General features: G+C 57.5%; 13 protein-coding genes. 8 read left to right on the top strand and 5 right to left on the bottom strand.

The genetic code is table 11. The annotated features are described in order from the left end of the window. Positions 1-100: 100 nt before the first annotated feature. From rpsO to HZS80_RS17370, 3 genes are all read left to right on the top strand, one after another. Entirely contained in the window at positions 101-370 is a 270-nt protein-coding gene (gene rpsO, locus HZS80_RS17380; protein ID WP_007111823.1) for a 30S ribosomal protein S15, read from the top strand. 163 nt (positions 371-533) lie between these two features. Then, positions 534-2,702: a polyribonucleotide nucleotidyltransferase gene (gene pnp / locus HZS80_RS17375; protein WP_035562722.1), complete on the top strand. Its 2,169-nt coding sequence runs from the start codon at positions 534-536 to the stop codon at positions 2,700-2,702. Positions 2,703-2,845: 143 nt separating this feature from the next. Further along, a complete protein-coding gene (locus tag HZS80_RS17370; RefSeq protein ID WP_035562724.1) occupies positions 2,846-4,015 on the top strand; it encodes an MFS transporter in 1,170 nt (389 codons plus the stop codon). A 30-nt stretch (positions 4,016-4,045) separates the two neighbouring features. Here HZS80_RS17370 and HZS80_RS17365 read toward each other — a convergent pair whose 3' ends face one another. Next, complete coding sequence (locus tag HZS80_RS17365; protein WP_082072658.1) at positions 4,046-4,921, bottom strand: LysR substrate-binding domain-containing protein; 876 nt, start codon at positions 4,919-4,921, stop codon at positions 4,046-4,048. Positions 4,922-5,094: 173 nt separating this feature from the next. On the opposite strand from HZS80_RS17365, the gene HZS80_RS17360 reads away from it, so the two are divergent. From HZS80_RS17360 to HZS80_RS17340, 5 genes are read left to right on the top strand one after another with little or no spacing between them, the layout of a single operon-like run. Next, positions 5,095-6,018: an aminotransferase class IV gene (locus HZS80_RS17360; protein WP_035562726.1), complete on the top strand. Its 924-nt coding sequence runs from the start codon at positions 5,095-5,097 to the stop codon at positions 6,016-6,018. Further along, positions 6,008-6,967 carry an alpha/beta hydrolase family protein gene (locus HZS80_RS17355; protein ID WP_200897114.1) on the top strand — a complete coding sequence of 320 codons (960 nt, stop codon included), beginning with the start codon at positions 6,008-6,010 and terminating at the stop codon, positions 6,965-6,967. The genes HZS80_RS17360 and HZS80_RS17355 overlap by 11 nt, the downstream gene beginning before the upstream one ends. Beyond that, positions 6,957-7,526, top strand: coding sequence for an RBBP9/YdeN family alpha/beta hydrolase (locus HZS80_RS17350; protein ID WP_035562728.1), 570 nt, complete (start codon positions 6,957-6,959; stop codon positions 7,524-7,526). Before HZS80_RS17355 ends, HZS80_RS17350 begins: the two co-directional genes overlap by 11 nt. Next, the gene (locus HZS80_RS17345) at positions 7,523-8,926 is read left to right on the top strand and encodes a CoA transferase (protein WP_179916757.1); all 1,404 of its coding nucleotides are present in this window, start codon (positions 7,523-7,525) and stop codon (positions 8,924-8,926) included. Before HZS80_RS17350 ends, HZS80_RS17345 begins: the two co-directional genes overlap by 4 nt. After that, positions 8,923-9,474, top strand: a complete 552-nt coding sequence (locus HZS80_RS17340; RefSeq protein ID WP_179916756.1) for a 2'-5' RNA ligase family protein — start codon at positions 8,923-8,925, stop codon at positions 9,472-9,474. Before HZS80_RS17345 ends, HZS80_RS17340 begins: the two co-directional genes overlap by 4 nt. Positions 9,475-9,606: 132 nt before the next feature. On the opposite strand, the gene HZS80_RS17335 is transcribed toward HZS80_RS17340, so the two are convergent. The 4 genes from HZS80_RS17335 to panB form a co-directional block, all read right to left on the bottom strand. Continuing rightward, the gene (locus HZS80_RS17335) at positions 9,607-10,785 is read right to left on the bottom strand and encodes an acetyl-CoA C-acetyltransferase (RefSeq protein WP_035562738.1); all 1,179 of its coding nucleotides are present in this window, start codon (positions 10,783-10,785) and stop codon (positions 9,607-9,609) included. Between the two features lie 219 nt (positions 10,786-11,004). Further along, complete coding sequence (gene panD, locus HZS80_RS17330) at positions 11,005-11,385, bottom strand: aspartate 1-decarboxylase (RefSeq protein ID WP_007111819.1); 381 nt, start codon at positions 11,383-11,385, stop codon at positions 11,005-11,007. Between the two features lie 28 nt (positions 11,386-11,413). Beyond that, entirely contained in the window at positions 11,414-12,286 is an 873-nt protein-coding gene (panC, locus tag HZS80_RS17325) for a pantoate--beta-alanine ligase (RefSeq protein WP_179916778.1), read from the bottom strand. A gap of 69 nt (positions 12,287-12,355) precedes the next feature. Next, positions 12,356-13,147 (bottom strand): 3-methyl-2-oxobutanoate hydroxymethyltransferase, encoded by a 792-nt coding sequence (gene panB / locus HZS80_RS17320; RefSeq protein ID WP_179916755.1) that lies wholly within the window; start codon positions 13,145-13,147, stop codon positions 12,356-12,358. Positions 13,148-13,203 lie beyond the last annotated feature (56 nt).

The following is a 13,203-nucleotide window of genomic DNA, read 5'->3' as shown; positions in this document are numbered from 1 at the left end:
TGAAAATAGTAAGATGCAAGACGCACATAGTAGCTTGAGACTGCAAATATGCGTGGTCTCACCCATTCATTTTTAGGCATATTGCTTACTGGAGATACAGATGGCTTTAACCGCTGAGAAGAAGGCCGAGATCGTCACTGAATACGGCCGCGGCGATAACGATACCGGTTCCCCTGAAGTGCAGGTTGCACTGCTGAGCGCCAACATCAATGGCCTGCAGGACCACTTCAAGACCAACAAGCAGGATCACCACTCTCGTCGTGGTCTGATCCGCATGGTTAACCAGCGTCGTAAGCTGCTGGACTACCTAAAGCGTAAAGATTTCGAACGCTATCAGTCTCTGATTCAGCGTTTAGGTCTGCGTCGTTAAGCGTTAACGGCAACGATTAGAAACGGGCAGCTCCCAAGGAGCTGCCCGTTTTTTTATGTTTCGAGTTGACGACGAGAGGGAACAGGTAGCCCTAACGCGCTCCAGCGCCTAGAATGGTAACGAGTCAAAACGACCTAAACGAATAGACAAGTAGATATTGATAATGCTGAAGGAAGTCGCTGTGAATCCGGTAAAGAAAACGTTCCAGTACGGTCGTAGCACCGTCACGCTCGAAACCGGGCGTATTGCTCGCCAAGCTACCGGCGCTGTCATGGTAACAATGGATGACACCGTCGTACTGTGTACCGTGGTTGCTCGAAAAGACGCCAACCCGAGTCAGCCCTTTTTCCCCCTCTCGGTACACTACCAAGAGAAAACCTACGCGGTGGGCAAAATTCCTGGCGGCTTCTTCAAGCGCGAAGGGCGCCCCACTGAAAAAGAGACGCTAACCTCGCGCCTGATTGATCGCCCTATTCGCCCGCTGTTCCCCAAAGGCTTTATGAACGAAGTGCAGGTTGTCTGTACCGTTCTTTCTACCGATCGTAACCACGATCCGGATATTGCCGCTTTGCTTGGCACCTCCGCGGCGCTGAGTATCTCTGGCGTACCGTTTAGTGGCCCGATTGGCGCGGCTCGCGTTGGTTTTAACGAAGAGAAAGGCTACTTCCTCAACCCGACGGTTGAAGAACTGGCTACCTCTGAGCTGGACATGGTCGTCGCCGGTACTGAAAAAGCCGTACTGATGGTTGAGTCTGAAGCCAAAGAGCTGCTTGAAGACGAAATGCTGGGAGCCGTTCTGTTCGGTCACCAGGAAATGCAGGTCGCGATCAGTGCCATTAACGAGCTGGTTGCTGAAGCGGGCAAGCCGCGCTGGGAGTGGCAAGCCGCCGAAGAGAACCAGGCGCTTAAAGCCGCCATGGCCGATGCCTTTGAAGCCAAGGTAGGCGATGCCTATCGCATCACTGACAAGATGCAGCGCCAGGATGCGCTAGCCGAATTGAAAGCTCAAGCCATTGAGCAACTGGCAGCCGATGAAGGCGAACCGGTTAACGATAAGTTCAGTAAAGATGACGTGAAAGGTGCCTTTGCTGGTTTGGAAAAACGCGTTGTGCGTTCACGCGTTGTAAAAGGCGAGCCGCGTATTGACGGTCGTGATAACCAAACCGTGCGCCCCTTGGCCATCGAAGTCGGTGTGCTGCCCAAAGCGCACGGCTCTGCTGTTTTCACTCGCGGTGAGACCCAGGCGATTGCAGTGGCAACGTTGGGCACGCTGCGTGATTCTCAGCTCATCGAATCGTTGGAAGGTGAGCGTAAAGACCGCTTTATGCTGCACTACAACTTCCCCCCCTACTCGGTAGGCGAAGCGGGCTTTATGGGTGGCCCCAAGCGTCGTGAAATCGGTCACGGCCGCTTGGCGCGTCGTGGTGTGCAGGCCATGCTGCCCGCCGAAGACGCCTTCCCCTACACCATCCGTGTCGTCTCTGAAATCACCGAATCTAACGGTTCAAGCTCGATGGCCTCTGTGTGTGGCTCTTCGCTGGCCTTGATGGACGCGGGTGTGCCGCTAAAGGCTCCGGTTGCTGGTATTGCCATGGGCCTGGTGAAAGATGCCGATGGCTTTGCCGTCTTGACCGATATCCTGGGTGACGAAGACCACCTTGGCGATATGGACTTTAAAGTGGCCGGTTCTGAAGAGGGCATTACTGCCCTGCAGATGGACATCAAGATCGAAGGCATCAACGAAGAGATTATGGAGCTCGCGCTGCAGCAAGCACTGACCGCGCGACTGAGTATTCTCGAGCAGATGAATGTCGTGATCAGTCAGAGTCGTAGCGATGTCTCCGACAACGCGCCGTCCATGGCAACCATTAAAATCGATCCTGACAAGATTCGTGACGTGATTGGTAAAGGCGGCGCGACGATTCGCAAAATTTGCGAAGACACCGGCGCATCCATTGATCTTGACGACGATGGCACCGTACGTATCTACGCGGAAGATAAAGCCGCTGCGAAACGCGCCATCGACACCGTACTGGCGATTACCGCAGAAGCGGAGATCGGCAAGCTGTACAACGGTAAGGTAGTGCGTATTGCCGACTTCGGTGCGTTTGTGAACATCATGCCGGGAACTGATGGCCTGGTGCACATCTCGCAGATCGTTGCTGAGCGCGTTAATAACGTGCGCGACTTCTTGAACGAAGGCGACGACGTGATTGTTAAGGTACTCGATATCGACAACCGCAACCGCGTGAAGCTGTCGATGAAAGAGATCACCGAAGAAGAGAAAGCCGCTTTCGCAGCGGAAGCAGCGGAAACCGAAGCGACGATGTAAATCGCTAGCTAGGTTTCTGATACCGCCCTCGTAGCCTCTGGCTGCGGGGGCGTTGTTTTTGCTAGGTACTTTTTTTGCCAGATATGGTTTTGTGGTTAGGTATAGCTTTGTTCGCCGGAATTTAGACAGTCAGGGAGCAGCAGATGGAACAGGAGCAAGCGCCGCGCTGGTGGGCGGTGGTGGCCGTGATGATCGGCATTTTTTTACTGGTGACCGCTGAACAGTTGCCGATTGGGCTGCTCTCTCAAGTGGCTTCTTCCATGGGCGTTACCCCTGGGATGGCAGGCTTAATGGTCACCGTGCCTGGTGTGGTCGCTGCCTTTTCTGCACCACTCTTGCCGGTCGCGGTAGGGCGTCTGGACAGACGTATTATGCTCACCCTGTTAATGGTTGTGATGGTAGTGGGGAGCGTGCTTTCGGCGCTGGCAAGCAGCTTTATACTACTACTCGCCGCCCGCGTGTTAGTAGGGCTCAGCATTGGTGGATTTTGGGCGGTAGCAGGCAGCATTGTCCCACGGCTTGTGCCTGAAGCCCAAGTGCCAAAAGCGATGACGATGATTTTTGGTGGCGTTGCGGCGGCCTCGGTGCTGGGTGTGCCACTAGGAACGCTGCTGGGAGATCTGAGCAACTGGCGGGTCGCCTTTGGGTCGCTGGGCGCCCTAAGCCTGTTAACGGCCGCGGCGCTGTGGTTTTGGCTACCGCCGTTACCACCAAGGGAGCCGGTGCGGCTTCGCGTGCTCGCCCAGCAGTTTAGCAATCGCGGCGTGCGAGTGGCGGTACTCACGACCGCCTTTGTGGTCGTTGGCCACTTTGCTGCTTACACCTTTATTAGCCCCATCCTGCAAGAGATCAGCGGTATTTCCCAACGCCATGTGAGCAGTCTGCTGCTGCTTTATGGGGTGGCGGGTATTGTGGGTAATATCGCGGCAGGCATGTTTGCCGGGCGCCACCCCTACCGCGCCGTGCTGGCGATTCCCAGCCTGCTGCTCATCGTCGTCGCCATCTTCCCGCTGCTGGGTGTTCAGCCGAGCAGCGGCGTCATGTTGCTCATGATGTGGGGCGCGGTGTTTGGCAGCGTATCAGTCAGCATTCAAACCTGGATTATACGCACAGCACCCAACACCGAAGCCGCCACAGCGTTGATGGCGTTTACCTTCAACATGTCGATTGGATTGGGGGCTATGCTAGGGGGACGCTTGGTCGATGGCACTAGCCTACCCATTGCCATGTGGGCCGCATCAGGATTATTCCTGCTGGGGGCGCTGCTGGTCTGGCGAACACCTTCACGCATCGTGGGGGAGAAGCGTCGTTAAGTAAGCGATAAATAATGCGCAAGTATCTGGCTACGCTGACTGCTCGCACAGCCAGCTGCGCAAATTTTCCAAACGGCGATCCTCGCGCAGTGCATCTGGGTAGACTAACCAGAAGCCAACGTCTGCGTTGACTGGATGTTCGAATACCGACGTTAGACGCCCCAAACGCACGGCGCTATCGGCCAGTTCGCAGACCGCTATCGATACACCTACCCCATCGGCGGCGGCTTGCAGCGTTAATCCGCCGGAATCCACCTGCGTGACCACGGCGGGTTTGAAGGGGCCGCCGGGAAGGCTCTCCATCCAGCGTTGCCATGTCAGGCAGTGGCGGGAGACAAACAGATTGGCCTGGCTGACACGGTCAAGGCGATCGCGATGGGAGCCGGTAGCAAAGCCTGGACGGGCATAAAGGTCGATGGTTGCTTCAAAGAGGAGATCGGCCTGTAATTCCGGCCAATGCCCGTTGCCGTACCAGATGCCCACATCGGCCACCCCCGCGGCAAGGTCTACCTCATCCTGCGTAGTGGATATCTCAAGCGAGAATCCACGCCGCTCGAAGGGATACAGGCTTAACCGCGGCGACAGCCAGTTGGTTGCAAAAGTAGGCAACATGTTGAGACGTAGCGGCCCGTCACGGCGTTTTTGGCGAAGTGAGTCAACCCCCTTGGCAATCTGCGTAAAGCCTTGTTGCAGGTAAGGCGTTAGCTTGTGCCCCGCGTCGGTAAGCTCAAGACGCGTTCCTGTTCGGCGCAGAAGCACGACGCCAAACAACTCCTCCAGTATGCGCAGTTGGTGACTGACGGCCGAAGGAGTGACCGAAAGCTCCATGGCCGCTTCCTTGATTGAAAGATGCCGCGCCGTCGCCTCAAAAGCGCGTAGAGCATTTAATGGCACAGGAATCCGCATAATCGCTACCCCCACCCTCGAAGGTTGATAAACAGATCATACAAGAAGCCGCGCTGACCACGCTGTAAAAATCGCTGAGCAAAACTCAGCCCAGTTTGAGATTTACTCACTCGTTTTTAAAACATACTGAGGACAGACTGACGATATCGATAATCTGCTACTGGGTGGGTGCCATGCTAAACGCTCTTGATGACCGAGATGGGTTGATCTGGCTCGATGGTGAGCTGCTTCCTTGGCGTGAGGCGCGCCTGCACGTGCTTAGCCATGCGTTACACATGGGGGGAGCGGTATTCGAAGGCATGCGTGCCTACGGCAGGCGTGTTTTTCTGGGTGACGCGCATTTGGAGCGTTTAGAGCGTTCCGCCGCACTACTGGACTATCGGCTGCCCTGGTCGCACCGCGAGCTCAGCCAAGCGATTGACGCGGTGCTATGGGCCAATCAGCTAACCGATGCGTATATCCGCCCTATCGCCTGGCGTGGCGCGGACAGTGTGTCTATCGCGGCGCCTCAAGCACGTGTCCATGTGGCGATTGCCGCTTGGGATTGGCCTACGGCGGCGTCCCAGGGGCGGGCAGAGGTAGGTATTCGGCTGCAACTGGCCAACTGGCGACGCCCGCCCCCTAATACGGCGCCTACTGCCTCTAAGTGTTCTGGACTGTATATGATCGGCACGCTAGCCCGCCATGCGGCCATAGCAGTAGGCTGTGATGATGCGTTACTGCTCGATAGCGACGGCTTAGTCGCTGAAACGACAGCCACTAATCTGCTTTTGGTCAGTGATGGCGTACTGGTAACCCCACTGCCGACCTGTTTTCTTGATGGCATCACCAAGCGCCATGTGTTGGGTTTGGCACGTCAGAGAGGCCTGCCGGTAGAGGAGCGAGCGGTTACACTCGAGGAACTGCGTGCTGCAACCGAAGTGTTGACTGCCGGCACCTCGGTCGAGCTTCAGCCGGTGGTGGCATTGGTGGAAGATAAGGCGAAGACCGAATGGCCCGTGGGCCCTGTTACCCAGCAACTGATTGCGGACTTTCATGCTACCGTCACTGGGGCTAAGAACGGTATAGATGCAAGGCGACAGAACATTGATACCTGAGCTCGTCTCTATCAGCGCGGCGGATAGTTATGCGTTGCGCGGGTGGGTTTGGCGCCGGCCTTGTGATTCGTCGTCTCACCCTGGCCCCGTGGTGATCATTAACACCGCCACCTCGGTGCGCTGCCGCTATTACATGCCCTTTGCTGACTATTTGTACCAGCAAGGGTGGGACGTAGTGACCTATGACTACCGGGGAATCGGCGATTCGCGCCACCATTCGCTGCGCAAACTCAAGGCCGACTGGATCGACTGGGGGCAGCATGATTTTGAAGGCGTTCTACGCTACGTCGCCAGGCGTTTTCCTGGTCAACCTATCGATGTGGTGGGTCACTCTGCGGGCGGTTTCGTGATTGGCCTTGCCCAGTCCGCCCATCGCGTGCGTCGCATCTTCACCATGGGCGCACAGTATGCCTACTGGCGGGACTACGCACCCGAGGCTCGGCGCTCTATGTTCTTGCGTTGGCATCTAGCGATGCCACTGTTGGCACTTTTGGTCGGCTACGTACCCGCCAAGCGTCTGGGGTGGATGGAAGATACACCCAAAGGCGTAGCACTGGATTGGGCGCGAATGGGGCCGCGCTTTGAGCACAACGTGCGGCGTAAACGTGAAACACCTGAGGGCGAGCCCGAAGCTGAGATGCTGGTGCGGGGCTTCGCGCGTGTGCAGGCACCGATTTTGGCGCTGGGCATCGACGATGACCCTTTCGGCACTCGTCCCGCGCTTGATCGCCTTCTAGAGTATTACAGTAGTAGCGAACACTACCACCTGCGGCTAGCGCCAACTGCGGTGGGCCAGCCAAGCATCGGCCATTTCGCTTTTTTCCATAAGCGCTTTCGCGACGTGCTCTGGCCACTTGCCATGGAGTGGCTGCGCACCGGTAATCCGCCCACGACTTTTCCTGGCGAGTTGCGCTATCGACCGCGTAAGGAGACCTGCAATGACAACTAACAAGCCAGCGACCCAGCTGCTATTTCTGCCCGGTCTCGGCAATTCTGATGCTAACCACTGGCAGTCGCTATGGGCGCTAAAGCGGCCTAATAGCCTCCGTTTTCAGCCTGGCTCCTGGGATGAGCCGAATCTTACCGATTGGCTGCAGGCATTGGATACCGCCATTGATGAAGCTGAGGCGCCGGTGTTGCTCGTTGCTCACAGTCTTTCATGCCTGCTGGTGGCGCACTGGGTGCAGGAGGCCAACAGTAGCGATGAGAGAGCTCATCGATTGGCGCAGGTAAGCGGCGCGTTGTTGGTGGCAGTACCTGATCCTGGCGCAAAGGCTTTCCCGCCCGAAGCGAGCGGTTTCCGCAACCCTCCTGCTCGACCGCTGCCATTTCCAGCGCTGGTTGTCGCCAGCAGTGACGACCCCTACGCGACGACAGCCTATGCCCAGCAGCAGGCTGCGGCATGGCAAGCCGATTTTGTTGACGTGGGCGCCTGCGGGCATATCAACGCCGCAAGTCAGTTAGGGGAGTGGCCCCAGGGATGGGCGTTGTTGGAGGCTTTAGCATGAGTTTCCATACGCTGACAGCACGCGATGCACTGACCGCGCTCTGGTCACTGGGTGGTCTGCCGGCGGAGGCTTTGGACAAGATCACGTTGACTGGCCATGATCCCGTTTTCCCATCCTCGTTTGCCGTTGGCGCCGCCGCGCAAACGACGATCGCTGCCGCGGCGCTTGCCGCCTGCGAGCTGGGGCATTCACGTGGGGCTCCCCGCCAGCCAGTCGCGGTGGATATGGCGCACGCCGCCGCTGAGTGCTTGGGGTGGTTTAGCCTGAATGGCCAGGAACCCAACCTCTGGGATCCGTTCTCCGGCTTATATCGCTGCGCCGACGGGCACGTTCGTGTACACACCAACTTTCGTCACCATCGCGATGGCGCGCTACGGTTACTGGGCCTGGATAAGAGATCAGCGACACGCGAAGATGCCGCACAAGCACTGTTGCGCTGGCAGGCGCTGGCGTTCGAGCAGGCGAGCGCTGAGCGTGGCCTAGTGGCCACGGCGCTGCGTCGCTTCGATGAGTGGGATGCAACGCCCCAGGGCCAGACCATCGCATCGCAGCCGTTAATGACGATCACCCGCATCGGCGATGCACCGCCTCGCGCGCTGCCAACGCTGGCAAATAACGCTCGTCCGCTCACAGGCGTGCGGGTGCTTGATCTCACTCGTATTCTGGCTGGGCCGGTGGGAGGGCGGGCGTTAGCTTCATTGGGTGCGGATGTGATGCTGGTGAACTCACCTAACCTTCCCAATATCGCTGCCATCGCCGAGACCAGCCGGGGCAAACGCTCGGCGCATATTGATCTATGCACTGATGCCGGGCGAAGGTTGTTATGGCGGCTCATTGAGAATGCCCAGGTATTTTCGCAGGGCTACCGCCCCGGTGGGATGGCCGCACTCGGTTTTTCTCCTGATGCCCTGGCTGCGCGCCGGCCCGGCATTGTCAGCGTGTCGCTCACCGCTTACGGTACCCAGGGCCCCTGGGCCAACTGCCGCGGCTTTGACTCGCTGGTGCAGACGGCGATGGGATTCAATCATGCTGAGGGTGAAGTGACCGATGACGGCAAGCCACGCGCGCTGCCGATGCAGATTCTCGACCAGGCCAGTGGTTTCCTAATGGCCTTCGGGGCTGCCGCCGCCCTGTGGCATCAGCAGCGCGAAGGGGGAAGCTGGCATGTGCAGGTTTCGTTGGCGCAGACTGGCCACTGGCTGCGGGGGTTGGGGCGCGTCGAGGGAGGCCTTGACGCCGCTAGGCCCGACTTTGCGCCCTGGTTGACAAGTGATATTTCTGGCTTCGGCCTGTTACGCGCGGTGCGTCCCAGCGCGCAGCTGCTGCGCACGCCAGCAGGCTATGCACGGCCCTCGATGCCACCTGGCACGGATGCGCCGAACTGGACGATGCAGTCATGACCCGAGTGGCACCGCAAGCGGCCTTGATCGTTCCTGTTCGAGAAGCCGAACCCGTGGTTGGCGAGCTTCGTCAGCGCTATGATGCTACAGCGGCTATAGGCGTGCCCGCGCACATAACACTGCTTTATCCCTTTGTATCACCTAACGAGATTATCGAGAAAGATCTCCACAAGCTTCAAGCGATTGCTAAACAAACCACTGCTTTTGAGTTTTACCTATCGGGTGTGGGCCGATTCACGGACACGGTGTATCTTCAGCCAAGCCCTCGCGCTCCTTTTATCTCGCTGATTAAAGCATTCGTCGATGCCTTCCCAGACTACCCACCCTACGGTGGTCTCCATACAGCCAGCATACCTCACCTCACCGTCGCCAGAGAGAGTGAGCCAGAGGCGCTCGAGCGAATAGAAGATGAGGTGCGTTTGTTGATGGCGAAGCAGAGAGCGATTCAGTGTTATTGCAACAATTTTGCGTTGATCGTGAATACTGAGGGGAGATGGGTGACTCAACAACGATTTTCTCTTGTCGCGTCAGAGACCAATGACGACTAGTGACATTTAGCCCGGTAAAGATGATGTTAGTAGAACAAGATAAAGAAATTTGTGTATCCCGAACGGAAAAAGCCCTCGTCAATTAACGAGGGCTTTTATTAGCACTTAGCTACGCGAGCGAAGGGTAGGTTTTTAAGGCCGCTCGATAGCCAGCGCAACACCCTGACCGCCGCCGATGCACAGCGTCGCGAGGCCTTTCTTGGCATCGCGGGCGATCATTTCGTGGAGCAGGGTGACCAGTACGCGGCAGCCGGAGGCACCGATGGGGTGACCTAGGGCAATGGCACCGCCGTTGACGTTGACCTTGCTGACATCCCAGCCGAGCTCTTTATTGACAGATAGCGCCTGAGCGGCAAACGCTTCGTTGGCTTCGACCAAGTCCAGGTCATCCAGGCTCCAGCCGGCTTTTTCCAAGCAGCGGCGGGTAGCCGGTGCGGGGCCGATACCCATAATGGCAGGATCAACGCCTGCGTTGGAGTAAGCGGCAATACGCGCCAGCGGCTCTAGCCCCAACTGCTTGGCTTTTTCGGCGGAGCAGAGCATAACCACTGCCGCGCCGTCGTTGAGCGCCGAGGCGTTACCGGCGGTAACGGTGCCGTCTTTCTTAAACGCAGGGCGCATGCCGCCAAGCTTCTCCGCGGTAACTTCCCGTGGGTTCTCATCGGTATCAAACACCACCGGGTCGCCTTTGCGCTGGGGAATTTCCACCGGCACGATCTGACCTTTGAACTTACCTTCTTTGATGGCGGCAGCGGCTTTCTGCTGGGACGCTGCGGCGAACTCGTCCATCGCTTCGCGGGTGATGCCGTACTTCTCGGCCAAGTTCTCGGCAGTAATGCCCATGTGGTAGTTGTTGAACGCATCCCACAGGCCGTCGTGCACCATGGAATCAATTGCCTTCCAATCGCCCATGCGCTGACCGTTGCGCGAGTTGGGGAGTACGTGTGGCGAGGCGGACATGTTCTCCTGACCACCGGCCAGAATCAGCTCAGCATCGCCACAGCGAATGGCTTGAGTGGCGAGATGCAGCGCTTTAAGGCCTGAACCACACACTTTGTTGATGGTCATGGCCGGTACCGAGTCTGGCAGGCCGCCCTTGATAGCTGCTTGGCGCGCCGGGTTTTGGCCAACGCCTGCGGTGAGCACTTGGCCCAGCAGTACTTCGTCAACTTGATCGGGAGAAACGCCGGTTGAGGCGAGGATATCTTTGATCACCAAGGCGCCGAGGTCGCTCGCTGGAATACCTGCGAGGGAGCCGCCGAAAGCGCCCACAGCGGTGCGGCGTGCCGCAACAATGACTACTTCTTGCATAAGATGACTCCTGGAGTAATTAACAGACAGTCTGATGCCAGATGCCCGATAGGCGTGCTCTGCAGCCGTACTCTTTTATTCGTGCTGTGTCAGCCGTCTCTTCAGCATAGGGGAAGGTGGTGCGTTGCGGCAATAAACCTTTATGGGCAAATAAAAACGGGCCAACATGTGGCCCGTCAGGGGAAAGTAGTAGAGGCGCTAAGATTAGGCCAGTTGTGATCAGGCCAACTGCACCGGGATAATATTGCTGGTGTGGCTGACGTGGTTGCCTTCCTGCAGATACACCAGCGCAGGCTGGTGGTTTTCCAGTTCGGCTTCGGAATAGTGGGCGTAGCTGCAGATAATGATCCGGTGGCCAGGGGCGGCGAGGTGGGCAGCAGCGCCGTTGATCGAGATAAGTTTGGAGCCTTCCTCACCGCGAATGGCGTAAGTGGTGAAACGTTCGCCATTCTCGACGTTGTAAATCTGGATCTGCTCATTTTCACGGATGCCCGCCATATCCAGCAAGTCACCGTCGATAGCGCAGGAGCCTTCGTAGTTGAGTACCGCGTGTGTGACGCGAGCCATGTGCAGCTTGGCTTTGAGCATAATGGTGTGCATGTGAGTTCCTCTATTCCCAGTTGTTTATTTATTTGCTGAAGGCAGTGACTGTGCTGGCCGGGAGTTGAATCGTGACATTGTCGATTAACCGCGCCGGGCCTAGTTGGGCCGCTGCCAACAGTACCGCGTGGCGGGTGGTTGGGCTCACCGGTGCCAGTGATGCGTCACGTAGCTCCAGGTAGTCCGGTGTAAAACCAGCTTCACTTAGCGCGGCTTTACCCTGATCAAGAGCCTCTTCTATTGGGGCTCCGTGCTCCAGAGCATCGCGTAGCATACATAATGTGCGGTAGAGCGCAGGAGCGATAGCACGCTCCTCGCTGCTTAAATAACCATTTCGCGATGACAGTGCCAAGCCATCCTCGGCACGCACGATTGGTACACCGATAATCTCGATCGGCATATGCAGGTCGCGCACCAGCTTACGAATCACCGCCAGCTGCTGGTAATCCTTTTCCCCGAAGCAGGCAATATCTGGCTGCACCAGATTGAATAGCATGCTGACGACGGTAGAAACACCGTCGAAGTGGCCGGGACGCGAACCACCGCACAACCCCTCGCCGACGACGGGTACATGAACACGGGTTTGAGCATCCAAACCGTTTGGATAAAGTGAGCTCACCGCTGGTGCAAACAGCACGTCACAGCCAGCCTCAACCAACTGCGCCTGGTCGGCGTCAAAGGTACGCGGATAGCCGTCTAAATCTTCCCCTGGGCCGAACTGCATCGGGTTGACAAACAGGCTTGAGACTACGATGTCGGCGTGCTGGCGCGCGCAGGCCACCAGCGCTAAATGCCCCGCATGCAGGTTGCCCATCGTGGGCACCAGGGCAATGCGCTGGCCGCGCTGACGGTATTCCTGCAGCGTACTGCGTAGCTGATCAATGTCTCGCAAGGTGCGCATAGTCAAGATTTCTTCTTCTAAAAGCGGTCTTTAAAAACGGTCTTCAAGAACGATCTTCAAAAACAGTATTTAAAAACAGTGCTCTGGGGCCGGGAACTTGCGCGATTTGACCGCTTCGTGGTAATGCTGGAAGGCTGTTTGAATACTGTCAGCGTCAACCATAAAGTTTTTCACAAAGCGCGGTGTGCGGCCATGGGTGACACCGAGTACATCGTGCATCACCAGAATCTGGCCATCGGTATCCGGGCCTGCGCCAATGCCAATCACCGGCACATCCAGCGCTTCGGTGACCGCTTTGCCCAGGCTGGCAGGGACGCACTCGAGCAGAATCACCGAAGCGCCCGCTTCGACAAGCACTTTTGCGTCATTAATGATGCGTTCCGCTTGGGCGGCATCGCGCCCTTGAACTTTATAACCCCCTAACTGATGCACGGTTTGCGGGGTTAAGCCCAGATGGGCACATACCGGAACGCCGCGGCGAGTGAGTTCCCGAATGCCATCGGCCATCCAAGCTTCGCCTTCCAGCTTTACTAGCTCCGCCCCCGCGCGCATCACGGCACCAGCATCTTCCAACAGGCGCTCAGTGGTGGCGTTGCTCATAAAGGGTAGATCGACCATCAGCAGGCTATGGCCTTTACCACGCGCCGCGCAGCGGGTGTGGTAAACGATGTCGTCAATGGTGACGGGCAGGGTGCTGTTATGGCCCTGTAGCACCATGCCCAGCGAATCACCGACGAGCAGGACATCAATGCCTGCTTGGCTTGCCGCATGGGCAAAGGAGGCGTCGTAAGCGGTTAGACAACTGAACGTCTCGCCAGCCTGCTTATAGGCCTGCAGCGTGCTTAGAGTGACGGTTTTCATGGCGTGCTCTCTATTTTACGTGAGGCCGCTGCGACATAGGCAGCCGACCATTATTA

Source organism: Vreelandella glaciei, assembly GCF_013415125.1.
In the GTDB taxonomy this organism is placed as follows: Bacteria; Pseudomonadota; Gammaproteobacteria; order Pseudomonadales; family Halomonadaceae; genus Vreelandella; species Vreelandella glaciei.
This window is presented reverse-complemented; position numbering and strand designations above follow the sequence as displayed.